This window comes from Paraburkholderia sp. BCC1876, from assembly GCF_902833695.1.
Taxonomy (GTDB): Bacteria; Pseudomonadota; Gammaproteobacteria; order Burkholderiales; family Burkholderiaceae; genus Paraburkholderia.
Genome location: NZ_CADFGI010000006.1, coordinates 305543 through 330014, shown reverse-complemented (window position 1 = coordinate 330014; position 24472 = coordinate 305543). Strand labels below are relative to the sequence as shown.

The 24472-nt window shown below is 63.4% G+C and carries 20 protein-coding genes and 1 tRNA gene; 8 read left to right on the top strand and 13 right to left on the bottom strand.

What is annotated here, in order from left to right:
- The first annotated feature begins 164 nt into the window (after positions 1-164).
- Positions 165-1025, top strand: coding sequence for a bifunctional methylenetetrahydrofolate dehydrogenase/methenyltetrahydrofolate cyclohydrolase FolD (gene folD, locus HWY05_RS23230; RefSeq protein WP_176059783.1), 861 nt, complete (start codon positions 165-167; stop codon positions 1023-1025).
- A 104-nt stretch (positions 1026-1129) separates the two neighbouring features.
- Here folD and HWY05_RS23225 read toward each other — a convergent pair whose 3' ends face one another.
- Complete coding sequence (locus HWY05_RS23225) at positions 1130-2242, bottom strand: acyltransferase (RefSeq protein ID WP_035546521.1); 1113 nt, start codon at positions 2240-2242, stop codon at positions 1130-1132.
- Between the two features lie 301 nt (positions 2243-2543).
- On the opposite strand from HWY05_RS23225, the gene HWY05_RS23220 reads away from it, so the two are divergent.
- Positions 2544-4652, top strand: a complete 2109-nt coding sequence (locus HWY05_RS23220; RefSeq protein ID WP_035546522.1) for a M3 family metallopeptidase — start codon at positions 2544-2546, stop codon at positions 4650-4652.
- Positions 4653-4775: 123 nt separating this feature from the next.
- Here the strand turns inward: HWY05_RS23220 and HWY05_RS23215 are convergent, their stop codons facing one another.
- Positions 4776-6068 (bottom strand): amidohydrolase family protein, encoded by a 1293-nt coding sequence (locus HWY05_RS23215; protein WP_176059782.1) that lies wholly within the window; start codon positions 6066-6068, stop codon positions 4776-4778.
- Between the two features lie 225 nt (positions 6069-6293).
- Here HWY05_RS23215 and HWY05_RS23210 point away from each other — a divergent pair, with 225 nt between their 5' ends.
- Positions 6294-6992 carry an aspartate/glutamate racemase family protein gene (locus tag HWY05_RS23210; protein WP_176059781.1) on the top strand — a complete coding sequence of 233 codons (699 nt, stop codon included), beginning with the start codon at positions 6294-6296 and terminating at the stop codon, positions 6990-6992.
- A 129-nt stretch (positions 6993-7121) separates the two neighbouring features.
- Here HWY05_RS23210 and HWY05_RS23205 read toward each other — a convergent pair.
- Positions 7122-7198: transfer RNA gene (locus HWY05_RS23205), tRNA-Met, on the bottom strand.
- Between the two features lie 103 nt (positions 7199-7301).
- A complete protein-coding gene (locus HWY05_RS23200; protein WP_035546527.1) occupies positions 7302-7589 on the bottom strand; it encodes a hypothetical protein in 288 nt (95 codons plus the stop codon).
- A gap of 184 nt (positions 7590-7773) precedes the next feature.
- Between HWY05_RS23200 and xth the strand changes: the two genes are divergently transcribed.
- A complete protein-coding gene (xth, locus tag HWY05_RS23195) occupies positions 7774-8550 on the top strand; it encodes an exodeoxyribonuclease III (protein ID WP_176059780.1) in 777 nt (258 codons plus the stop codon).
- A 124-nt stretch (positions 8551-8674) separates the two neighbouring features.
- Here xth and HWY05_RS23190 read toward each other — a convergent pair whose 3' ends face one another.
- The gene (locus HWY05_RS23190) at positions 8675-10771 is read right to left on the bottom strand and encodes a prolyl oligopeptidase family serine peptidase (RefSeq protein ID WP_176059779.1); all 2097 of its coding nucleotides are present in this window, start codon (positions 10769-10771) and stop codon (positions 8675-8677) included.
- A gap of 239 nt (positions 10772-11010) precedes the next feature.
- Between HWY05_RS23190 and HWY05_RS23185 the strand changes: the two genes are divergently transcribed.
- Together HWY05_RS23185 and HWY05_RS23180 are read left to right on the top strand one after the other, a co-directional pair.
- A complete protein-coding gene (locus HWY05_RS23185) occupies positions 11011-11394 on the top strand; it encodes a hypothetical protein (RefSeq protein ID WP_176059778.1) in 384 nt (127 codons plus the stop codon).
- A 2-nt stretch (positions 11395-11396) separates the two neighbouring features.
- Entirely contained in the window at positions 11397-11870 is a 474-nt protein-coding gene (locus HWY05_RS23180) for a hypothetical protein (protein ID WP_035546531.1), read from the top strand.
- 69 nt (positions 11871-11939) lie between these two features.
- On the opposite strand, the gene ntrC is transcribed toward HWY05_RS23180, so the two are convergent.
- From ntrC to glnA, 3 genes are all read right to left on the bottom strand, one after another.
- Positions 11940-13451, bottom strand: coding sequence for a nitrogen regulation protein NR(I) (gene ntrC, locus HWY05_RS23175; RefSeq protein WP_035546533.1), 1512 nt, complete (start codon positions 13449-13451; stop codon positions 11940-11942).
- A gap of 36 nt (positions 13452-13487) precedes the next feature.
- On the bottom strand, positions 13488-14630 hold the full coding sequence (gene glnL / locus HWY05_RS23170; protein WP_035546535.1) for a nitrogen regulation protein NR(II): 1143 nt from the start codon (positions 14628-14630) through the stop codon (positions 13488-13490).
- A 299-nt stretch (positions 14631-14929) separates the two neighbouring features.
- Positions 14930-16345 (bottom strand): type I glutamate--ammonia ligase, encoded by a 1416-nt coding sequence (gene glnA / locus HWY05_RS23165; protein ID WP_035546536.1) that lies wholly within the window; start codon positions 16343-16345, stop codon positions 14930-14932.
- Positions 16346-16795: 450 nt separating this feature from the next.
- Between glnA and HWY05_RS23160 the strand changes: the two genes are divergently transcribed.
- Positions 16796-17260 carry a rhodanese-like domain-containing protein gene (locus HWY05_RS23160; RefSeq protein ID WP_035546540.1) on the top strand — a complete coding sequence of 155 codons (465 nt, stop codon included), beginning with the start codon at positions 16796-16798 and terminating at the stop codon, positions 17258-17260.
- A gap of 206 nt (positions 17261-17466) precedes the next feature.
- Here HWY05_RS23160 and HWY05_RS23155 read toward each other — a convergent pair whose 3' ends face one another.
- From HWY05_RS23155 to HWY05_RS23135, 5 genes are all read right to left on the bottom strand, one after another.
- Positions 17467-18312: a molybdopterin-binding protein gene (locus tag HWY05_RS23155; protein WP_035546542.1), complete on the bottom strand. Its 846-nt coding sequence runs from the start codon at positions 18310-18312 to the stop codon at positions 17467-17469.
- Between the two features lie 34 nt (positions 18313-18346).
- Complete coding sequence (locus HWY05_RS23150; RefSeq protein WP_176059777.1) at positions 18347-19180, bottom strand: EI24 domain-containing protein; 834 nt, start codon at positions 19178-19180, stop codon at positions 18347-18349.
- A 145-nt stretch (positions 19181-19325) separates the two neighbouring features.
- Positions 19326-20333, bottom strand: coding sequence for a sterol desaturase family protein (locus HWY05_RS23145; protein WP_176059776.1), 1008 nt, complete (start codon positions 20331-20333; stop codon positions 19326-19328).
- A 50-nt stretch (positions 20334-20383) separates the two neighbouring features.
- On the bottom strand, positions 20384-21403 hold the full coding sequence (locus HWY05_RS23140) for a beta-propeller fold lactonase family protein (protein WP_035546547.1): 1020 nt from the start codon (positions 21401-21403) through the stop codon (positions 20384-20386).
- A 200-nt stretch (positions 21404-21603) separates the two neighbouring features.
- A complete protein-coding gene (locus HWY05_RS23135) occupies positions 21604-21918 on the bottom strand; it encodes a hypothetical protein (RefSeq protein WP_176059775.1) in 315 nt (104 codons plus the stop codon).
- A 140-nt stretch (positions 21919-22058) separates the two neighbouring features.
- On the opposite strand from HWY05_RS23135, the gene HWY05_RS23130 reads away from it, so the two are divergent.
- Complete coding sequence (locus HWY05_RS23130; RefSeq protein ID WP_176059774.1) at positions 22059-24455, top strand: YadA-like family protein; 2397 nt, start codon at positions 22059-22061, stop codon at positions 24453-24455.
- Positions 24456-24472: the final 17 nt, after the last annotated feature.

The following is a 24472-nucleotide window of genomic DNA, read 5'->3' as shown; positions in this document are numbered from 1 at the left end:
ATGTAGGGCCGGTATAATGTCGGACTTCGCAGTGGCGCCTATCTCCGATTCGCGCCGCGCGCTTTTCATGCGGCGACCCGCTCCCGTCGAAACGCGCCATTGCGTGGCGCGCTTCCGCGCCCGTGCCCTGCCCCGCTTTTCAAACTGCCCATCTCGACCCGACCATGACAGCCAAACTGATCGACGGCCTAGCCCTTTCCCAGACCCTGCGCGCCGACGTCGCCACGCGCGCCGCCGCGTTGACCGCTCGCGGCCATCAACCGGGCCTAGCCGTGGTGCTGGTCGGCGACAACCCGGCTAGCGAAGTGTATGTGCGCAACAAGATCAAGGCCTGCCACGACAACGGCCTCGGTTCGTCGTTCGACCGTTATCCGGCCGATCTGCCGGAAGCCGATCTGCTCGCACGCATCGACGAACTGAATCGCGACCCGCGCATTCACGGCATTCTGGTGCAACTGCCGTTGCCGAAGCATATCGACAGCCACAAGGTGATCGAGGCGATCGCGCCGGAGAAAGACGTGGACGGCTTTCACGTCGCCAATGCCGGCGCGTTGATGACCGGCCAGCCGCTGTTCCGTCCGTGCACGCCCTACGGCGTGATGAAAATGCTCGCCGCCTACGAAATTCCGCTGCAAGGCGCGAACGCGGTGGTGATCGGCCGCTCGAACATCGTCGGCAAGCCAATGGCGCTGCTGTTGCTCGAAGCCGGCGCAACCGTCACGATCTGCCATAGCAAGACGCGCGATCTGGCCGCCCATACGCGCAATGCCGACGTGGTCGTCGCCGCCACCGGCCTGCGCAACATTCTGACGGCGGAGATGGTCAAGCCGGGCGCGGCGGTGATCGACGTCGGCATGAATCGCGACGAAAACGGCAAGCTGTGCGGCGACGTCGATTTCGCGGGCGTCAAGGAAGTGGCCGGCTACATCACGCCGGTGCCGGGCGGCGTCGGCCCGATGACCATCACGATGCTGCTGGTCAATACGATCGAAGCCGCCGAGCGCGAAGCGGCCGCGAACGCGTAACGCTGAAGGGGAAAGCCGGCGGAGTGGTTTCGCCGGCAAGTGGGCGAAACGGCTGCCGCGAGTGCCGATTTCAAGATCCGCGCCATGGGTTCGGTATCGATGCCTCACCCCGCCTGATCCCCCGCCGCCATGCCCGTGGCAAGCGGCGCCTCACGGCGCGCAAGCCTTGCGCGGCACCACTTCAGCACCGGCCGCTCCACGCAGTGCCACGACAGCGCCGCGCACAGCAGGATCAGCGGCGCGGCGATCAGCACCGCCGTCACATGGCTCAACTGCGGCGCGATATTCGCAATGCATTGCTGAACCATGAAGCCGTACAGATAGATCCCATACGAGTAATCGTGGCGCGGCACCAGGCGGCGCAGCAACGGCGTCGTGCCGACCCACAGCACGCCGTACACGAAGGCCAGATAGAACAGCGGCTGCGCGCCGGCCGTATCGCGGAACACGAGAAACACCATCATCAGCCCAAGCGCCGTCAGGCCGCTAATGTCGATCCGTTCGCGCCAGCCGTAGAGCAGCATTCCCAGCATGAAGAACGGCTCCGGCCAGAACGAATAGCCGCCGGGCGTTTCACTGAAATCGCGCAGCCCGATCTGCAGATGCGGCACATGCACACGCAGCACGAACGCCGCGCAACCCAGCGCCGCCGCCAGCGCCACGCCGCGCGCGCTGGACAGCAGTCCCAGCAGGCCGGTCACGAGCACGATCAGGTAGCAGCGCACTTCGAGTGGCAGCGTCCACAGCGGGCCGCAGATGTCGACGGGAAAGCGGTTGTGCTCGAACACGCCGGGCAGCGCCCAGCCGGTTTTCAGCACGATGGTCGAGAAGTTGTCGAGGTTGGTCCACGTCATGCCCGACGCGAAATAGTCGCGCAGCGGCAGCGTGGTGAACAACGGCCCGATGATGAACACCGTCACCAGCGAGCCCAGCGCCACCGCCGGCCACAAACGCGCGATGCGCAACGCCGCGAAGCGCGGCACCGAGCGCTGCCGGTCGAAGCTCGCGGTCACCAGCATGCCGCTCAGCAGGAAAAACGCATACACGCCGAGCGCGCCGAAACCGTCGAAACCGAGCGCGTTCTGGATCCAGTCCGTGGTGCCGTCGGGCGCCTGCAGCAGATACGAGTGGCCATACACGACGGCCACGGCGGCCAGAAGCCGCACGAGGTCGAAGTTGTTGCCGTTGCGCGATAGAGCGTGCGAAAGCGGGTTCATCGATACCTCTCAGGCAGAAAGCGTCGCCCACCGGTAACTGATGACCGGCAGCGACACGTCACTTTGCGGCACGGCAGCAATTTGCACCGTTCGCTGTCGCACAAACGCGCGGCGGCTCTGCTCCGCGCGCGTGGGACAAGCTGATCTGATAATTTGTGTGCCCACGGATTGGAATCGGCGTGCCCTGCCCCAATAATGTCCATATCGGGTGTTTATCGCCGTCCCCTGAAGGGACGCCCGCCGATCCACCGATTCGCCGATGCATCGATTACCCGTTCACTCGCGTCAGACAGGAAGCCTTATGTCCACTACCCCCTCGAAGCACGACAATCCGCTCCTCGATTTCTCCGACCTGCCGCGTTTTGGCGACATCCGCCCCGAACACGTCACGCCCGCACTCGACGTGTTGCTCGCCGACGCGGCCGCCGCCGTCGAACGCGCCGCGCAGCCGATCACCCCCGCTTCGTGGGCCGACGTGGTCGAACCGGTCGAGCGCGCCACCGAACCGCTGGCGCGCGCCTGGGGCGTGGTCGGCCATCTGAACGCCGTCGCCGATACGCCTGAGTTGCGCGCCGCGTACGGCGAGAACCTGCCGCGCGTCACCGAATTCTGGTCGAGCGTCGGTCAGAACCTGGCGCTGTACGAAAAGTACAAGACCTTGCACGCCAGCAGCGACTTCGCGTCGCTGACCGGCGAGCGCAAGAAAATCCTCGGCAATGCGCTGCGCGATTTCCGTCTGTCCGGCGCGGAACTGCCGGAAGACCAGAAGCCGCATTTCGCCGAATTGCAGGAACGCCAGGCCGGGCTGTCGAAAGCGTTCTCCGACCACGTGCTCGACGCGACCAACGCTTACGCGTATCTCGTCGAAGAAGGCGCCACCGAGCAACTGGCCGGCCTGCCGGAAGACGTGATCGAAGGCGCGAAGGAAGCCGCCGAACGCGACGGCAAAACCGGCTACAAATTCACGCTGCACTTTCCGTCGTATTTCCCGGTGATGCAGTACTCGGAAAATCGTCCGATGCGCGAAACGATGTATCGCGCCTACGTGACGCGCGCGTCCGAACTCGGGCCGCAATACGGCGGCGGCAAAGCGGAGTGGGACAACACCGCCGTGCTCGCCGACCAGTTGAAGCTGCGCGCGGAAGAAGCGCACATGCTCGGCTACAACAACTTCGCCGAAGTCTCGCTCGCGCCGAAAATGGCCGAGTCGCCCGCGCAAGTCATGGCCTTCCTCGAAGACCTCGCCACGCGCGCGCGTCCGCATGCCGAACAGGACTGGAAAGAGCTGCGCGAATTCGCCGCGAACGAACTCGGCATGAGCGAGTTGCAGCCGTGGGACATGACGTTCGCCGCCGAACGTCTGCGTCAGAAGCGCTATTCGTTCTCCGAGAACGAGGTCAAGCAGTACTTCCCGGAAGACACGGTGTTCAAGGGCCTCTTCAAGGTCACGGAGACGCTGTTCGGCGTGCGCATCCGTCGCGACGAAGCGGCCGTGTGGCATCCGGACGTGCGCTTTTTCCGCGTCGAGAATCAGGACGGCGGGCTGGTCGCGCAGTTCTACCTCGATCTGTACGCACGCGAAGGCAAACGCGGCGGCGCCTGGATGGACGACGCGCGCGGCCGTCACCGGCACGCGCAAGGCGGCCTGCAGACGCCGGTCGCGTATCTGACCTGTAACTTCTCGGCGCCGGTCGGCGGCAAGCCCGCCTGCTTCACGCACGACGAAGTCATCACGCTGTTCCACGAGTTCGGCCATGGTTTGCATCACATGCTGACGCGTGTCGATGAGCTGGGCGTGTCGGGCATCAACGGCGTGGAGTGGGACGCGGTCGAGCTGCCGTCGCAATTCATGGAGAACTTCTGCTGGGAGTGGGACGTGTTGAGCGACATGACCTCGCACGTCGACACCGCCAAGCCGCTGCCGCGCGATCTATTCGACAAGATGCTGGCCGCGAAGAACTTCCAGAGCGGCTTGGGCACGTTGCGCCAGATCGTGTTCTCGATGTTCGACATGCAACTGCATACCGGTTTCGATGCGTCCGGCACGCAGAACGCCACCGAACTCGCAAGCGAGATCAACGAGCGTTTCCACGTGGTGCCGCAGGCTGCGTTCTCGCGTTGGCCGAATACGTTCAGCCATATTTTCGCGGGCGGTTACGCAGCGGGCTACTACAGCTACAAGTGGGCCGAAGTGCTGTCGGCGGACGCGTACGCCGCGTTCGAAGAAGCGGCGCAAGCTGCGAGCGGCAGCGTGCTCGATCAGGCAACCGGCATGCGTTATCGCAAGGAGATTCTGGAGGTGGGCGGCAGCCGTCCGGCGATGGAATCGTTCAAGGCGTTCCGCGGGCGGGAGCCGAATATCGACGCGCTGCTGCGTCATAGCGGCATGGCGCCTGGCGCGGAGCATTGATTGCGCGATTGCGCAAGCGCTCGAGCGGTCCGCTGAGCGTTTGCATGCCTGATCGCGTTCGATAAAAAGCCGGTGATTTGCGCGAGCAAATCACCGGCTTTTCTTTTCCCGTACCACGTACGCCTAGCCGCGGTGCAGCTTGAAGTCCACCTGCTCAGGCCGCCCTTCGAGCGACAACGCCGCACGCGCAGCGGGCGCACGGCTCACCACCTTGCCGCGGCTCACCACCGCGAGCCGCGCGGCGCGCAAGCGGATCGCCTCGACCGGATCGCGCGCATCGAGCAGCACAAGATTCGCCGCGCATCCCGGTGCGACGCCGTAACCCTCCAGACCGAGAATGCGCGCCGCATTCACCGTGACCGCGTCGAAGCACTTCTGCATGCCGTCGACGCCTGTCATCTGCGCGACGTGCAGGCCCATGTGCGCGACGTCGAGCATGTCGCCCGAGCCGAGGCTGTACCACGGGTCCATCACGCAATCGTGGCCGAACGCGACCGTGATGCCGGCGGCCATCATCTCCGGCACGCGCGTCATGCCGCGCCGCTTCGGATACGTGTCGCTGCGGCCTTGCAGCGTGATGTTGATCAGCGGATTCGCGATCGCGGCGACGCCCGCTTCGCGCATCAGCGGCAGCAGTTTGCTGACGTAGTAGTTGTCCATGGAGTGCATCGACGTCAGATGCGAGCCGGTCACGCGCCCTTGCAAACCAAGCCGGTGCGTTTCGGCGGCGAGCGTTTCGATATGGCGCGACATCGGGTCGTCGGATTCATCGCAATGCATGTCGACGCGCAGGCCCTGCTCCGCCGCGTATTCGCACAGCAGCCGCACGGACTGTGCGCCGTCGGCCATGGTGCGCTCGAAATGCGGAATACCGCCGACCACGTCGACGCCCATCGCGATCGCGCGCTTCAGGTTCTCGAACGCGCCCACGCTGCGCAGCACGCCGTCTTGCGGAAAGGCCACGAGTTGCAGGTCGAGATACGGCGCGACGCGGCGTTTCACTTCGACCAGCGCCTCGACGGCGAGCAGGCGTGGATCGCACACGTCGACGTGACTGCGGATCGCTAGCAGCCCGCGGGCGACGGCCCAATCGCAATACTCCAGCGCGCGTTCGATCAACGCTTCCTGCGTCAGGTCCGGCTTCAGCTCGCCCCACAGCGCGATGCCTTCGAGCAAGGTGCCCGACGCGTTCACGCGCGGCAAACCGTACGACAGCGTCGCGTCCATGTGGAAGTGCGGATCGACGAACGGCGGCGTGACGAGCGAGCCGGCGGCGTCGATTTCTTCGGCCGCGTTGGCGGCCAGATTCGGCTCGACGGCGACGATACGGCCCGCTTCGATGCCGATGTCGACCGTGTGCTTGTGCTGCGGCGCGGCGCCCGGCGGCAGCGTCGCGCGGCGGATGATCAGATCCATGTGTCGCTCCTCGGGTCTCATGCAACTTGTTTGTATTGACCCAATTCTATCGGCGTCAGAAACCCCGTGCCGGCGTTTTATCGCCTGGCCGTACCGGCGAGCAGCGGGCAATGCGTACCGGCTGACCACACCATCCGCCGCCTATACTCGGCCATTCAAACGGAGTGCGCGGGCGTGCCTGGCCTGCGCGCTGCCGCATCCGTCATCTACTCGCGGAGCAGGACTATGAAAACGATCGGTGTGATCGGCGGGATGAGTTGGGAATCGTCCGCCGAGTACTACAAGCTTATCAACCGCTACACGAAAGCACGCCTGGGCGGCCACCACAACGCGCGCAGCCTGATGGTCACGGTCGACTTCGCGCCGATCGAAGCACTGCAGCGCGCGGGCGACTGGCCTGCGCTCGGCGAGCAATTGGCCGATGCCGCGCGCCAGCTCGAACGCGGCGGCGCCGAACTCGTGATACTCGCGACCAACACGATGCATCGCGTATGCGAAGCGATCGAGCAGGCAATCGACGTGCCGTTCCTGCACATCGCCGATCCGACCGGCGCTGCATTGCGTGCCGCGGGCATCGAGCGGGTCGGTTTGCTCGGCACACGCTATACGATGGAACAAACGTTTTACACCGGCCGCCTGCGCGAGCGTCACGGGCTCGACACGCTGGTGCCCGATGAGGCCGAACGCGCGGACGTGCATTGCATCATTTACGACGAGCTGTGCCACGGCACAGTGAAGGACGATTCGCGCGCGGTGTATCAGCGTGTGATCGAAACGCTGGCCGCGCGTGGCGCGCAAGCGGTGATTCTCGGCTGCACCGAGATCTCGTTGCTGATCAAACCGGAAGATTCTGTGTTGCCCGTGTTCGATACCACGGCGCTGCATGCGCAGGCGGCGGTGGAATGGGCGATTGATGCAGCGTAGAGAGAGGTGATGACAGGCGGGCGTTGCCCGCCTGCAGTTGCCTATGACGCGCGTTTGCGTTCAGCAATTCACACGCCGAAAAGTCAAAAAGCCTGCATGACTTTCGTCATGCAGGCTTTCAACAATACTTGGTTGCGGGGGTAGGATTTGAACCTACGACCTTCGGGTTATGAGCCCGACGAGCTGCCAGACTGCTCCACCCCGCGTCAGAGAAAAAGAGTATATCTTGCTGTCATCTAAACGTCAAACATTCGTGCGAATTATTTCACTCAAGTGCTTCGCGCGACTGCCTATATGTCCGTGCAACGCTTAAAGATCCTGCACCGTGGCGCCTTCCACTTTGCCGTCGATGATGTCCGCGCCGTACTGGCTCGCGCTGCGTTTGGCGACGCCGAAATCGGAGAAGGTGGCAGGCAACACGAGACGGAACACACGGCTCGCTGTCGAGCCGCTGATCGCGCCCGGCCGACACACGCGGACAGCGACGTCGTAGCCTTCGGCATGACGCTTGTGGCCGTCGAATTTGTCGAAGGCCCGCGAGAACACCAGCGGGTGCACTTCGAAGTCCTTATAAAGCGCTGGATACCGTTCCGCCATGATGCCTCCCCGATGCGCATGATCGCGCGTATGTGGTGTCTCACTATACGCCGCGCCTCAAGTCGGCCGCGCTTTTATTTTCCGCTCGCCGCGCGGCATTTTTTCACTGCGCCGCCTTCACCGCCGGTTCTGCCGCACGATAAGATGCGGGACTATCGGAATCCCGCAGGAATGTGAGAGAAACATGAAAATCGCAACGTGGAACGTCAACTCCCTGAAAGTGCGCCAGCAACACGTGATCGACTGGCTCGAAGCCAGCGGCACCGACGTGCTGTGCCTGCAGGAACTGAAACTGACCGACGACAAATTCCCGCGCGCCGAACTCGAAGAGAAAGGCTACCGAAGCTGGTTCGCCGGCCAGAAGACCTATAACGGCGTCGGCATCGTGGTGCGTGCGGGCCTGAACGTCGACGAAGACAGCGTGATGCGCAACATTCCTGCCTTTGAAGATCCGCAGCAGCGCGTGATTGCCGCGACGATCGAAGGCGTGCGCATCGTCTCCGCCTATTTCCCGAACGGCCAGGCGCCGGGCACCGACAAATTCGCGTACAAGCTGCGCTGGCTCGCCGCGCTGCACGACTGGGTCGCGAGCGAGATGGCGCTGTATCCGAAGTTCGCGCTGCTCGGCGACTACAACATCGCGCCCGAAGATCGCGACGTGCATGATCCGAAAGCGTGGGAAGGCCAGAATCTGGTGTCGCCCGAAGAACGCGCCGAGTTCGTGCGGCTGATCGCGCTCGGTCTCACCGACGCGTTCCGTCAGTTCGAGCAGCCGGAGAAGATCTACTCGTGGTGGGACTACCGGATGATGGCGTTCCGCCGCAACGCGGGAATGCGTATCGACCATATTCTGCTGTCGAAGGCGCTCGCGGGTATCTGTACCTCGTGCGAAGTCGACAAGGTGCCGCGCAAGTGGGAACAGCCGTCGGATCACGCGCCGGTGGTGGCCCAACTCGGTTGAATCCGCAGCCGAATGAATCAGGCTGACTGTTTTCGGGCAGACGCAAAAACGCCCGGTGTAGAGACTTCGCTAACCAGAAGTCCTGCACCGGGCGTTTTCGCCTGACAACCGTTCTTTCAGACCTTTATCGCGCCGCCGACGCACCGCTCAACGTCCGCCACAGAAACTCGAACACCATCGCATCGTGCTCGGCCTGCTCCAGCTCATCGGAGCCGCCGTGGCCGCCCTCCGTATTCTCCCGATACCAGACGCGCTCATGTCCCTGCGCCTGCATGCGCGCGGCCATCTTGCGCGCGTGTCCGGGATGCACACGGTCATCGGCCGTCGAGGTGGTGAACAGCACCGGCGGGTACACCGCCTCCGCCGATACGCGGTGATACGGTGAATACGCGGCCAGCACGCGCGCTTCGTCGGGCTCGTCAGGGTCGCCGTATTCGTCGATCCACGACGCGCCCGCGTGCAGCAGGTGATAGCGGCTCATATCGAGCAACGGCACTTCGCAGACCACCGCGCCGAACAGTTCGGGACGCTGCACCATGCACGCCGCCACCAGCAAGCCGCCGTTGCTGCCGCCTTGAATGCCCAGTTGCGCGGCGCTCGTCACGCCGCTGGCGACGAGCGCTTCGGCCACCGCCAGAAAATCGTCGAATGCGCGCTGGCGCTGCGCGCCCTGCGCTTCCGTATGCCAGCGCGTGCCGAACTCGCCGCCGCCGCGAATATGCGCGACCACGTACACGCCGCCGCGCGCCAGCCAGCCGATGCCCTGCCCGGTCAGATAGCTCGGCAGCAACGGAATCGCGAAACCGCCGTAGCCGCTCAGCAGACAGGGGCGAAGCGACGGTTGCCCGTCACGCGGGCCGATCACGGTGTACGGCACGCGCGTGCCATCCGCGGAGACCGCATGGCCGCGCGTCACGGCGTACTGCGTGGCGTCGAATTGCGTCGGCCAGCGGTCGAGCAATTCCCATTCGCTCAGGTTCTCGCGCGTGAGGTCGGTGAGCCAGTAGGCCGGCGGTTGCAGATAGTCGTCGGTGTCGACGAACACTTCGTCGTTGAGGGTCGGCTCAACCGGTGAAACGTCGGCTTGCGTATCGTCGTGCGATGGGAAAAGACGTTGTGCCCAATGCCACGTTTGATCGCTGTGCTGCGACGGCGTCCACAACAGCGTCCGGTTCTGCACGTCGTCCAGATACGAGACGATCAGATGGTTGCGCGTGTGCGTCCACTCGCAGGCCGACGTGAGCGGCGTCGGCGTGAACAACGGCACGACCTCGCGCTCGCCGCGCAGGAATGCGTCCTCGCGAATGGCCAGCAACGACCCGCCCGGATGCTGCACGTCGTTGCAATCCCAATCGAGGCGCGGTTCGAGCAAGAGCCAGCCGTGCCAGCCACCGACCCCGACGTGCGACGGCACCTCGAATCGATGCCACACATCGGGCGCCCCGGCGCTGTCGAGGTAATACGTGTGCGAGTCGAAGAAATCGACGCTGCTCGCCACTGTGTGGCGTTGTTCGATCGGATCGTAATGCGCTTCCACGCCGATATCGCCGAACGCGGCCTTGAAGACGACGGGCGCATCGGCCAGTACTGTGCCGCGGGTCCAGCGCCGCACCTCGCGCGGATAGCCGGAGCGCGTCAGCGTCTTGCGGCCGTTGTCCCAGCCGACGTAAAGCGTGTCCCGATCGATCCACGACGCCGTGTGCTTGCCGGCCTTCGCGATCGCGAAACCGCCGTCGACGAACTGCTGCGCGTCGATATCGAACTCGCGCACCACCAGCGCATCCGAGCCGCCCGGCGACAGCGTGATCAACGCGCGATCGCCATCGGGATAAAGAATGTCGAGTTCAACGCAGACCCATGGCGTGCCTTCGGCGCCGCCGAGCGCGTCGAAGTCGAGCAGGGTCTGCCAGACGGGCGCGCCGCTGCGCCAGGCCGCCCATGTGGTGCGTCGCCAGATGCCTTTAGGGTTGCGTTCGTCCTGCCAGAGGTCGTACGCCCAATCCTTCCAGCGATCGGGAATCACCGGACGTTCGCGCGGCAGATAGGCGTCGGCGAGTTGCTGTTTGAGCGCTTCGAATTCGGCGCTATCGCACCACGCGGCGCGCGTGCGCGCGTTTTGCCGCTCGACCCAGGCGAGAGCGTCGGGATCGTCGAGGTCTTCGAGCGACAGGAAAGGATCGGGGGAAAGCGGCCAGGAGAAAGAAGCGGGGGAAGCGGGCATCGTCGGCTGTCGGAGGAAAACAGCGTTGATTATGCCTTGTGGGGCGTGGGGGACGTCGGAACGCGTGGAGTACGTTGCTACCAGGTGACCGCATTCGCTACGATCAACTTCTCAACTCATTGCTCATTGCATCAATTTCGTCACAAAAGTGTGATGTTGTTGAAAATCTCAAGACGTGCATGATCTAATCGATCTTTCGATTTAACCGAATCCGACCAAATGCGAATTGGATATTCCGTTTGAGCAAGCATGCACATAACCATCGTCAAATCAAACACAGCAAGAAGGGATGGCTAACAAAAAATCCCGCCGCGGTCCCCGTTACTTCTCAAAACGCGCTGCGCACCGCGATGTCACTTGAGGGCGTCCCGCTCACCGATTTCAACGATTTACTCTGGATCATGGCTCAAGAGTCAAGCGGCGTTGTCGGTACCCGCAATTCCGAATCGACTGCCCGAGGCCTCTTCCAATTGCTTCGCCCGCAATATGGACTGAATCCAAATGGTGAAAAATCATTTGGCAACGCGGTTGAAGAATGCCAAGGTGGAATTCGCTACTTGCCAGGCCGTTACCACACGGTTCAGGTCGCTCGAAAATTCTGGGAAAAACATCACTGGTATTGAATATGAAAAGGCTATTCCTCGCGTTATTTGTTTTGGCAATGTGCGGCATCGGCCGAACCTTCGCGGACGAACCTTTGCCCCGCTTCGACGCTTTTCCGGTCGAAAACGTATTCAACGGTCAACCCGCAAAAGTGAAGATTATTTCGGCGCGGGATCGCAAATTCGCCACTCGCCTGCGTCAGTTAAGCGGCCAGAAACCAAACTACGCCGGGCACTACACGCTGGCGAGCTGGGGATGCGGTGCATCCTGCATTATGACTGTCGCGATCGACGCGAAAACCGGCGGTGTTATCTGGCTGCCGTTCACGGTCTGTTGCTGGGATGTCGACGTCAACGAACCGATTGAGTTCAGACGCGACAGCAGTCTGATCGTCGTGCACGGCAGTCGGAACGAGACCGGCGGCGGCACCTACTATTACCGGCTGGAGGGTTCGGAATTCGTTCTGGTGAAAGCCGTCGAAAAGACCGCGTCGTAGCGGCAGCGGCAAGACGTCAAAGGCCAAGGCGGTGTACGTACCGCCTTGGCCGATCAAACTATTCACGCATCACGGCTCGAGATTCAACTCCTGAATCTTCCGCGTAATCGTATTCCGTCCGATCCCCAACCGTTCAGCCGCCTCCACCTTGCGGCCTCGCGTGAAATCCAGCGCCTCGCGAATCACCGCCGCTTCAAAGCGCCGCGCGAGTTCGTCCATCACGTCCGCGGCGTTTTCACGCAGCATGCGCGCGACTTCGGTACGCAAGCCGCCTTCCCAGGCGGCCACCGTCGACGCGACCGGCACGCCGCCCGCGGCCGGATGCGCCGCCGCGCTGACGCCGTTGATCGGCGCCGTGCCCGCCAGCCCCGCTTCGCCCGCGCCGAGCACCCCGCCACCGCCGCTCAGATCGGAGATACCCGCTTGCGCCGGACCGAGATCGGGCGGCAAGTCCTTGATCTCGATAGTCTGCGCGGGCGCCATCACCGTCAGCCAGTTGGCCAGATTCTCCAGTTGCCGCACGTTGCCCGGAAACGGCAACGACGCCAGATAAGCGAGCGCCTCTTCGGACACGCGCTTCGGCTCGACGCCGAGATCGCGCGCGCTCTTCTGCAAGAAGTGACGCGTGAGCAGCGGAATGTCTTCGCTGCGCTCGCGCAACGCCGGCAAGCGCAAACGGATCACATTGAGCCGGTGATACAAGTCCTCGCGGAACAAGCCCTGACGTACGCGCGATTCGAGATTCTGATGCGTCGCCGCGATCACGCGCACATTCGCGCGCAACGGATTGTGCCCACCGACCCGATAAAACTGCCCATCCGACAGCACACGCAACAAACGCGTTTGCAGATCGAACGGCATGTCGCCGATTTCATCGAGAAACAGCGTGCCGTTTTCGGCCTGCTCGAAACGCCCCTGGCGCATGGCCTGCGCGCCGGTGAACGCGCCGCGCTCGTGACCGAACAGTTCGGATTCCAACAGATCCTTCGGAATCGCCGCGGTGTTCAGCGCGATGAAGGGACCGTTCGCGCGTGGGCTATGCCGGTGCAACGCGCGCGCGACCAGTTCCTTCCCGGTGCCTGATTCGCCGGTAATGAGCACGGTGGCCGCCGAATGGGACAAGCGGCCGATCGCGCGAAACATGTCCTGCATGGCCGGCGCCTGGCCGAGCATTTCCGGCGCCTCGGCGGGACGGTCGTCCCACGTCTGCTCGCCGCGCATGCTTTCGTCGACCGCGCGACGGATCAGCTCGACCGCCTTGTCGACGTCGAACGGCTTGGCGAGATATTCGAACGCCCCGCCCTGAAACGCGGCGACCGCGCTGTCCAGATCCGAGAACGCAGTCATGATGATGACGGGCAAGCCCGGCACCTTGTCACGCACGGTTTGCAGCAATTCGAGGCCGGAACCGCCCGGCATCCTGATGTCGGACACCAGCACCTGCGGGCTGTCGTGATCGAGCGCGGCCGATGCCTCGCGCACGTTCGCGAAGCTGCGGGTCGCGAAGTTTTCGCGGGCGAGCGCTTTTTCAAGCACCCAGCGAATCGATTGATCGTCGTCTACTATCCAGATCGGCTTCATATAGGTCGGTCAGAAGTCTAGAGATACATTTTGGTTTTAGCAGTCGAGCGGCAGCAAAATCTGAAACTCGGTGTGGCCCGGCCGGCTGTCCACTTCGATCAAACCGTCGTGCTGCTGCACGAAAGTCTGCGCGAGCGTCAAACCGAGACCGCTACCATCCTCGCGCCCCGACACGAGCGGATAGAAGATACGGTCACGGATTTCCTCGGGAATGCCTGGGCCGTTGTCAGTGATATGCAAGTCCAGTGCCAGCTTACATAAGCGTTTCGACACCGTGATCTTGCGGGCAATGCGGGTGCGCAATTCGATCCGCGCATCGCCTTGCGAAATGCGTTCGCGCAGCGCTTCGGCCGCATTGCGCACGATGTTCAGCAGCGCCTGGATCAGTTGTTCCTTGTCGCCGCGCAAGTCGGGCACGCTCACGTCGTAATCGCGTTCGATCGTCAGGCCGCGCGGAAACTCCGCGAGAATCACCTGGCGCACGCGCTCGCAGACTTCGTGAATATTCACGTCGCCGACAATATGCGGATGACGGTGCGGTTCGAGCAATCGGTCGACCAGCGTCTGCAGCCGATCCGACTCCTTGATGATGACCTGCGTGTACTCGCGCAACTCGTCGCGCTGACGCTCGCCGAGTTCGAACTCGAGCAGTTGCGCCGCGCCGCGAATCCCGCCGAGCGGGTTCTTGATCTCGTGCGCGAGATTGCGGATCAGTTGCTTGTTGACCGCCGTGAGGTCGTTGATGCGCTCTTCACGATCGGTGCGCAGATGCCGCTCGTTCTCGAACAGTTCGAGCAGCACATAATCTTGCGCGCTTTCCAGAAAGCCGACGATCGCATGCACATGCAGCGGCTCGTGGCCAGGGCGCTCGAGTACGGCGTCGAGATGGGTCGCGTGAAAACGGTTGGCGGCGATCGCGGAAATGGTCGCGACCAGTTCGTCGCCGTTGGAGAAGATGTCTCCCCACGCCATCTGCGTCAATTGCTTGCGCGAGAGTTCGAGCATCGACTCCGCGGACGGATTCGCAAACGCGACGCGCAGCGTGCGCTTGTCGAGCACCAGTACGACTGTGGGCAACGCCTCGAAGCCCGGCAACAAACCGGAGCCGACGAGTTGGACGTCGTCCGACAGCGACTGCTCGTGCCCTTTCCTTGCCTTGATCAGATTCTTGAGAACCATCTTGCAGTCTGGCCGATAGGAGATGGTGATAAAACGGGGTGTCAGCTAATTCTCCTGCTTGTGCTGCTTGTGCTGCTTGTGCTGCTTGTGCTGCTTGCGCTGCTTGCGCTGCTTGTGTTGCTTTTGCTACTTGTGTTGCTCCAACCATGACGCTACATGCAGGCCACGCCCATTGCGACGAAGCCGCAAACGTTGTGCGCGATCTAACAAAAAAGGGACGGCGCCGCCGTCCCTTCGTGACCGATCGCGAGCGTCGGGTCAAGCGCTTCGCCGGGTGAAGGGCGAAGCGCCATGGCCGCTTACAGCGAGTAGTACATTTCGAATTCGATCGGGTGCACCGACTGACGATAGCGTTGCAGCTCGCCCGTCTTCAGTTCGATGTACGCGTCGAGCATCGAGTCCGTGAACACGCCACCGCGCGTCAGGAATTCGCGGTCCGCGTCCAGCGCGTCGAGAGCCTGGTCGAGGCCGGCGCACACGGTCGGGATCTTGGCATCCTCTTCCGGCGGCAGGTCGTACAGGTTCTTGTCGGCAGCTTCGCCCGGGTGAATCTTGTTCTGCACGCCGTCCAGACCCGCCATCATCAGCGCGGAGAAGCACAGGTACGGATTCGCCATCGGATCCGGGAAACGCGTTTCGATACGGCGACCCTTCGGGTTCGACACGTGCGGAATGCGGATCGATGCCGAACGGTTGCGCGCCGAGTAAGCCAGCTTGACCGGTGCTTCGAAGTGCGGCACGAGGCGCTTGTACGAGTTCGTCGACGGGTTCGTGATCGCGTTCAGCGCGCGAGCATGCTTGATGATGCCGCCGATGTAGAACAGCGCGAATTCCGACAGACCTGCGTAACCGTTGCCCGCGAACAGGTTCGCGCCGTCTTTCCAGATCGACTGGTGAACGTGCATGCCCGAACCGTTATCGCCGACCACCGGCTTCGGCATGAACGTTGCCGTCTTGCCGTACGTGTGCGCCACGTTGTGGATGATGTACTTCATTTGCTGCAGCCAGTCGGCGCGTTGCACCAGCGTCGAGAACTTCGTGCCGATTTCGTTCTGGCCTTGGCCCGCGACTTCGTGGTGATGCACTTCGACCGGAATGCCGATCTGTTCGAGCAGCAGACACATTTCCGAACGGATGTCCTGGAACGTGTCGACCGGCGCGACCGGGAAGTAGCCGCCCTTGGTGCCCGGACGGTGGCCGGTGTTGCCGCCTTCGAAGTCCATCGACGACGACCACGGTGCTTCTTCCGAACCGATCTTGACGAACGTGCCCGACTGGTCCGTGCCCCACTTGATCGAATCGAAAATGAAGAATTCGGGTTCCGGACCGAAGAAAGCCGTGTCGCCGAGGCCCGTGCTCTTCAGGTACGCTTCAGCGCGCTTGGCGAGCGAACGCGGGTCGCGTTCGTAGCCCTTGCCGTCAGCCGGTTCGACGACGTCGCAGGTCAGTACGAGGGTCGATTCTTCGTAGAACGGGTCGATGAAGGCCGTGTTCGCGTCCGGGATCAGCAACATGTCCGATGCTTCGATGCCCTTCCAGCCGGCAATCGACGAACCGTCAAACGCATGGCCGCTTTCGAACTTGTCTTCATCGAATGCCGACACCGGCACCGAAACGTGTTGCTCTTTGCCGCGCGTGTCGGTGAAACGGAAGTCGACAAACTTGACGTCTTCGTCTTTGACGAGTTGAATGACGTCGGCCACGGATTTACTCATAACCTATCTCCTGATTAACGAATTCGGCGGATTCAGCCGCCGCCCAATCTAGCGGACCCGCCCCGGCACGTCCACCCCTCTATCGATGAGGAGGACCATAAGGAACTGCTGGAACAAATCGATCGGCACCAATAAAGCAGCTTCTGTGCCACCTATGCGCCAAGCCGGCGCAAAACCACATTGCACGCGCGTTTGCGGGGAATGGCCGCACCGCGCGATGAACCCCGTTGAAATCTTCAGGCCAAACGACGCACCAAAGACGTGCATCAGGTCGGCCGCATCCGACACCATCACCTATTTTGGTGCAGACACGACATTCTGCACCATGATTGCGCGCGCGACGGTTGAACGGCGATTGCTGCCGAACACGCGCTGCCCCGGACTTGCTACCCCTGCGCACCGCACGCCGCGCGCTAGAATGATCATTTGGTCCGAAGGAGACTGACGCTCATGGCCACGCTCGACCAACTGTACGCTTTGGCGGACACCCGCCGCACCGACAACCAGTTGCCCTACGCCGGCGCGGTGTTGCCCGCCGAGGCGTTCGAACTGTTGCAACTCGATCCGCGCACGCGTCTTGTCGACGTGCGCACCCGCGCGGAGCTCGACTGGGTCGGCCGGCCGGTGATCGGCGACGGGCAGTACGCACATGTGGAATGGACCCGCTATCCGGGCGCGGTGCCGAATCAGGCATTCCTTCAGCAGTTGAGCCAGGTGGCGTCGTCGGATACGCCGGTGCTGTTCCTGTGCCGCAGCGCCGCGCGCTCGAAGCTGGCCGCGATCGCCGCCACGCAGGCCGGCTTTACGAAGGCGTATGACCTGCTGGAAGGCTTCGAAGGCGACAAGGACGGCCAGGGGCATCGGAAGACGGTGTCGGGCTGGTGCTATCGGGGCTTGCCGTGGATCGGCGCGTGATGGCCGTGCGCTGCGCTCGTTGAGCGCGCCGCGGGTCGTAGCGGGAACGGAGTCTCATCGTCGGCGCTGAATGTGACAGGCGGATGATCCGCCGAGGGCGCCGAGCGCAAGGCCGGTCGCGAGCACAATTGAAAACGGGCGCCGCAGCGCCCGAATCGGGTCAAACTTCAAACGCCAAACGTGAAACGTGAAACCAACCGCGCGTATCAGTCGCGCGGTTTAGCCGCAGCCACCGCCGCCGCCGCCACCTCGGGCTCGACGATATCGCCGCCCAGCAGATGCACCCCTTCGCGCAGTTTGACGAACGCCGCCGCCACCGCTTCCGGCTCGCCCTTCACCCCCAGGTCGATATGATGGCGCGCGTACACGCCGCCGCGCTCCGCGTCGCCGACGCTCGGCAGACTGAACACCCGCACGCTCGGGAAATCGTGTTCGATCTTCTCCATCAATGGCGTCAGACGCGACTCCGGCAACTCGAACACTAGAAGCGATTTCTCCGCATGCGGCATGGCGTGATGCAGATCCGCGTACTGCGTATCGAGCACCCATTCGATCATCGGCCAGGCCATCACCGGAAAGCCCGGCACGAAGTGGTGCTGGTTGATCGAAAAGCCGGGAATCTTGTTGTAGCCGTTCGGAATGATCGACGCGCCCTGCGGATACGTGCCCATATTCAACCGATGCCGGTTCTCGGGCGAATCCAGGTCGAGCGGCGTCGCCGCGTTTGCCGGATACATGTCGCGAATGCGCTCCTGAATCAGCGTGGCGGCTTCCGGATGCAATTCGAGCGGCACGCCGAGCGCGGCCGCCGTGCATTGCCGCGTGTGATCGTCCGGCGTGGCGCCGATGCCGCCTGTCGAGAACACGATATCGCCCGACGCGAACGTGCGTCGCAGCGTCGCGGTAATGCGCTCGGGATCGTCGCCGATGTACTCCGCCCAGCCGAGCGACAATCCGCGCGCGCCCAGCAATTCGATGACCTTCGGTAGATGCTTGTCGACCCGTCTGCCCGACAGAATTTCATCGCCGATGATGATGACGCCAAATGCCATTGCCGCCTCTTTTGCCTAGTCAGTAATTCATCAATCAATAAGTAACCGGCGCCGTGTGCCGCACGCCGCCGTGCTCTTCCGCGCGCATGCGCTGCAGCGCGCGCAAACAGTAGTAGCCGAACCACAGCGCCGAAAACACGAGGATGAACGCGTAGATCCAGATCGTCACCGCGGTGATCACCGGAAACAGCACGATCAGCCACACCGACGACGCCCACAACAAAGTGGGCAGCGAACCGAGCAGGCCGCTGGCCACGCCGATCAGCAGCAGCGGCAAGCGGAAGCGCCGCACCAGCGCGCGCCGTTCCTCGCGGGTGGCATGCAGCGCGAGCGCGTCGTAACTCATCACCCGGTAAGTCAACCAGCCCCACAGTAGCGGCGGAATCAGCGCGAAGAACGGCGGCACCAGCCACAGCGGTAGCGTGACGATCAGCAGCACCAGACAGACCAGCGTGGTCCACAACGCATGGCCGAGGCTACCGTACCACGTTCCGCCGTGGCGCATTTCGAGCCCTGCGAATTGCCGCGCCGCCAGGAAGCGGATCACGGACGGCATCGACAGCGTGACGATCAGCAGCAACACCGTGACGACGATCAGCGGAATCGCCATCGCGATCACGATAAACGGCGCGACCGCCGTGTGCAGCGCCGAAAAGCCGAGCCAGTCGAACAGCCGGTACAGCGTGAGCGTGAACGACCAGCTATCGAGCCAGCCGCGCGTGGCGCCGATCAGCGTCTGCCACGAGAACCACAGAATCACGCCCCAGCCAACCGTTGCCGCGAAAAACGGCATGAAGGTCAGCCAGAGCATGCGCGGGTGGAGCGCGCTTGCCAGCGCGCGCCCGAACGAGCGCAACAGATCATTCATGCGAGCCAGTGCCGGTAAACATAACGATGGAATAAGGAAAGCCGCGCGCCGCGCCCCAAGCTTTTCTTCGGGGCGGGCGAAAACCTGAACAGGATAAACCACGTGACACGCCGCCGGGGAACCGGCGGCGCAAAGGAAGAGAGACTCAAACGGCGCTGGCGTCGCTACCCGTGCCGCGTTCACCGTCGCGTTTCGACGCGAGGCGCCGGGCAATCCGCACGAACGCGAGCCCGTGCTGCGCCCAGAAGCCGTCGCCGTAGCGCCGGCCTTGCAGTTGATCGCTGATGCCGGTCGGCTCCATCACGCGGCTCCAGGAGGCGCTGCGAAACAGCATGTCCCACCACGGAAACAGCACGCCGAAGTTGCACCCGTACTTCAGCCCTTCATGGCCGACTCCGATTGCATGATGGCGGCGATGGAAAGTCGGACTAACCAGCAGGCGCTCGCCGAGCCAGCCGAAGTACAGGCGGATGTTCGCGTGCTGCACGCTCTGTGCAAGATTGGTGATCGCGACCAGCACGACGAATTGCGACGGCGGCACGCCGATCACCAGCGCGATCACCGCGAAGAACGACGCCTGAAGCAGATCGTCGAGCAGATGGTTGCGGTCGTCGGACCATAGCGACATCTGCTGCTGGCTGTGATGCACCGCGTGCAGCTCCCACCACACGCCGATACGGTGCTCCCAGCGGTGATACCAGTAGCCGGCGAAATCGAGCACCAGCAGATACATCACGAACGTGACGAGCGGCTGCGTGGTGACGCCGGGCCACAGATTGTCGAACTCGAGATTCGCGATGTTATGCAGCCGCAGCCACGCCTGCACGTTGTCGAACAAAGGCTGCAGCGCGAAGAAGAAAAACAGGTTGAGAATCCCGAGCTTGGCGATCCACGTGTAGATCACGTCGACGCGCACCGCACGCCGGTCGGGCCACCGCTCCACCGGACGCAGCGCCTCCAGCGGGCGCAGCACCGCGTACATGGCCAGCACTTCCAGTACGCCGACTATCACCCAGTAGAGGCTGTCGTAGGTGTCTTCGTCGTAACCCATCAGGTCGAAGCGGAACAGCAGCGGCTGCACCACGTCGACGTACAGCAACGTCTGCACGGCGGAGACGAAGCTGTCGAGAGAGGCGAAAATCAGATGGAACATGGTGCTGGCCTGGTTACTTCATGCGTCGTTGCGCGCCTCGGCGGCAGGCGTCAAGCGCCGTTCGGCGCCGTGACCGGTGCGCGATTGTAAAAATAGATTCCGTGCGGCGAACGGCCCACGGCGATCGTCTGGATCAGCTTGCGCGTGGTCAGGTCGATGATGCCGACGTGCTTCGCGAAGCGGAACGTGACCCACAGATAGCGTTTGTCGGCGGTCAGTTCCATGTCGTCCGGTCCCGGCATCAGACCGGTGATGTCGCCGACGTTGGTGAGCGTGTCTTCGTCGATGATGCTGATCGTGCTCGCCACCCGGTTCGACACCGCGACGTGTTTGCCGTCGGCAAGCGAGCGGAAGTTGTGCGCGCCCTTGCCGGTCTGGATGGTCTTGACGATCTTCTGGTTGCGCCAGTCGACCACCGCGACGTAATCCGAGCCGGTCATGCCGATCAGCAGATATTTTTCGCCCGGCGTCATCCACAGGCCGGCCGGCACCTTGCCGACCTTCATCTTCCACTTGACGGTTTGCGTGGCCAGATCGATCGCGGCCAGCTCGCCCGACACCTGCAGCGTGACGAACACCGTCCTGCTGTCGTTCGTGAACGCCATGTGGCTCGGCATGACCGCGAGCGGCAGGCGCGAGGCCAGCGTCATCTGGTTCTTCTGGCCGTCGTAGTGATAGATGTCGAGCCGGTCCAGACGCAGGCCGGTCGTGACCAGCCACTTGCGGTCAGGCGAAAAGCCGATCTGGTACGGGTCTTCGATGTTCTCGACCCAGCGCTGCACCTGGCCCGTTTTCGGGTCGACGAACATCAGATTGTTGGACACCGAATTCGCGACGATCAACGACGAATTGTCCGGCGTGGCCATCAGATGGTGCGGTTCCTTGCCGGTCGGCACCGTGCCGACGACCTGGTGCGTGGTTTCGTCGATCAGGCTGAGCGTGGCTTCGCCGGAATTGAGCACGATCACGTTGTTCGCGTGCGCCGCGGGAGAGAAAAAACCTGTTGCCGCGACCACTGCCGCGCCCGCCAGGACCGTGCCGGTCAAGCCGGAGAAGGAAAAATTGCGCATGAAAACTCACTTCGGGAGAACGTTCGTCATTGTAGAACGTTTACTGTGATGCAAGGTTGACATGGGTCGGGGGTTGGCTGGTTTGGCCCGCAGCGCCGCTGAAAGGCGCGACGCATTCGCGCGGCGGATTTCGAAATATCGTAGGGGATGTTTCTTATTTCCTCTTGAAATAATGCGCCATCGATCACCGCAATTTAAATTCAGCATAAGTTAATTGCGAATTGCCAGCCAAAACCATCATCACCCAAGCCTTCCGTCCTAATCAATTCTCCTTTAATAAGAATTAAAAAAATATCGCGGGCGAGGCAAAATTTTATTTTCGGATTTGTCCCATCACGGTTTTGGGCCAACATTATCCAAAATGACAACAGCTTGAGGCTCTTGCCACTGAGACAAAGGCCTGATCCGACGTCCGTTCGCGCGAGACCCACACCATTTCGCATGATTTTATCTCGCAGGCGATGAAAGCTCGCCCACTCCATTAAAGAGCGAATTAAATCAGACCGGATTGCCACCCCTCATTTCCTTTCCGATATCTGGAGCAAGGTAAAAAATGACCCAATTGATTGCATCGACATGGCAAGACGAGACCGGAAAATCGACCGGGTTAATACAAAGCGTCCCGTTTAAAATCGGCACGGCTGTCGCGGTCCGATTGACGCTGTCTAGTGCCGCGCTGCTCGGCGGCATGACTGGCGCGCAAGCCGCCGTGCCCTGGGATACGGCGGAGCATTATCTCGACGTCGGCGCGCCCGCCACAGGCGCCGACGACGCTGCGGCAGCCGGTGAGAACGCCGTGGCTGTCGGCCCGAACGCCCAGGCGAGCGCTACTGCGTCGATCGCGGTTGGCGACCAGGCCAGCACGACGACCGCCGGTTCAATCGCCATCGGCTACCTGGCCAGCGCATCCGGTTGGCAAAGCATGGCGCTCGGCGCCAAATCGAACGCAACCGGCGGTGCAGCCGTGTCACTAGGCCCCTACTCGGTGGCTAGCGCGGAAGAGGCCACGTCGGTCGGCTACGCGGCACGCGCCACCCGCGGAGGCGCGTCGGTCGTCGGCAGCAATGCCGAGGCTAACGGCATGGGCAGCATGGCGTTCGGCGCCTATGCATTCGCCATCGAAGACGCCGACGTCGCGTTAGGTTTTCACGCAAGTGCGAGCGGCGGCGCCAGCATCGCGACAGGTCCGAGGTCGCGGGCGGCCGGTGCGCAAAGTATTGCGCTCGGCGCGGGCACGGTCGCCACCGCCGACCAGGCCGTCGCGTTAGGCGCCGGCGCTTTCGTCTCGGAAGCCAACAGCGTCGCGCTCGGCGGCGCCTCGATCGCGGCGCGGCTGGGCGGGCTCGCGTACGTTCCCGCCGGCGCGGACGCTGCGGCCATTCAGGGTGTCAATGCGGTGGGCCAGGTCTCGATTGGCGCCGTGGGAAGCGAGCGTCGTCTGACTCACGTCGCGGCCGGCGCCAACGACACGGATGGGGTCAACGTCAGCCAGTTGAAGGCGGTGAACGACCGCGTCACGGCAGCCGCGAACAGCGCCGCGCCGCGCTACTTCAGCGCCACCGGCACCGACACCGGCGACGCCCAGCCGCTCGCGACAGGCAACGCCGCGCTGGCCATCGGCGTCGGCGCGATCGCGGACACAGACGGCACCATTGCGATGGGTCGCCGTGCGCTCGCGAGCGATCCGGGCTCGATTGCCATCGGCGACCTCGCTACGTCGACGGGCGCCAATGCGAGCGCGATTGGCACCAGCGCGCTCGCAGGCGGCACCGATGCGTTCGCGTTGGGCACGTGGGCCCGCGCCGCCGGCTCGGAGGCCGTCGCGATCGGCGGGTCCTCGGCGGCTACCGGCACGCAAAGCACCGCGATCGGCGCGGCTGCCGGGGCGACCGCCAACCAGTCGGCAGCGTTCGGCGCCGGCGCCTTCGCCTCGGAGGCCAACAGCGTCGCGCTGGGCGCCGCCTCGGTCGCGGCGCCGCTAGGCGGGGTCGCTTACGTTCCGCCCGGCGCGGACGCCTCCGTCATCCGAGGGTTCAATGCGACTGGGCAGGTGTCGATCGGCTCGGCGGGCAACGAGCGCCGCCTCACCCATGTCGCCGCCGGCGCGAACGATACCGACGCCGTTAACGTGAGCCAGTTGAAGGCGCTGCAGACCCGGATCGACGGCAGCACGGTGGCGCTCGATGGCGCGCTGTCCTATGCGCGCAATGCCGACGGCAGTGTCGACCGGCATAACGTGACGCTCGGCGGCGATCCGGCCGCGAGCGGCACGCTGATTCACAACGTCGCGAACGGCGTCGAATCGAGCGATGCGGTCAACCTCGGGCAATTGAACGCGGCCATCAGCGGCGCGGTCAATAACGTCGCGGTGAACAGCGCGGGGGCTAATTCGCTGTTCGGCGCGGCGGGCGATCCGACCGCAAGCGCCCTGGCGTCGGGCACGCTGTCGGTGGCGGCCGGCGCGAGCGCGCAAGCGTCGGGGACCGGCGCGGTGGCCGTTGGCGCAACGGCTAGCGCCACCGGCAGCAACGCCGCCGCGCTGGGCGTGAATTCGAGTGCGGGTGGCAGCGACGCCATCGCCCTCGGCGCCACGGCGAACGCGAGTGCGGATAACTCGGTGGCATTGGGTCAGGGCTCAGTGGCCGACCGGGCCGGCACTGTGTCGGTCGGTACTGCCGGGCAGGAGCGGCAGATCGCCAACGTCGCCGCTGGCGTGCAAGGCACGGACGCGGTCAACGTCAACCAGTTGCAGCAGAGCATGGGCGGCGCGGTCAGTCAGGCCAACAGCTATACCGACGACCAGGTCCGTTCCGCCCGCCGCGACGCCTACGGCGGTACAGCGGCCGCGCTCGCCGTCGCGGGCCTGCCGCAAGCGGTGCTGCCGGGACATGGCATGGTGGCGATGGCCGGCGGCACTTACGGCGGACAGTCGGCGGTTGCGATCGGTGTGTCGCAACTGTCGCCAACCGGCAAGTGGGTTTACAAGGTTCAAGGCACGACCGACTCGCGCGGGCAAATCGGCGCGTCGCTTGGCGCGGGCATGCATTGGTGAGCGGAACAGGGCCGAGC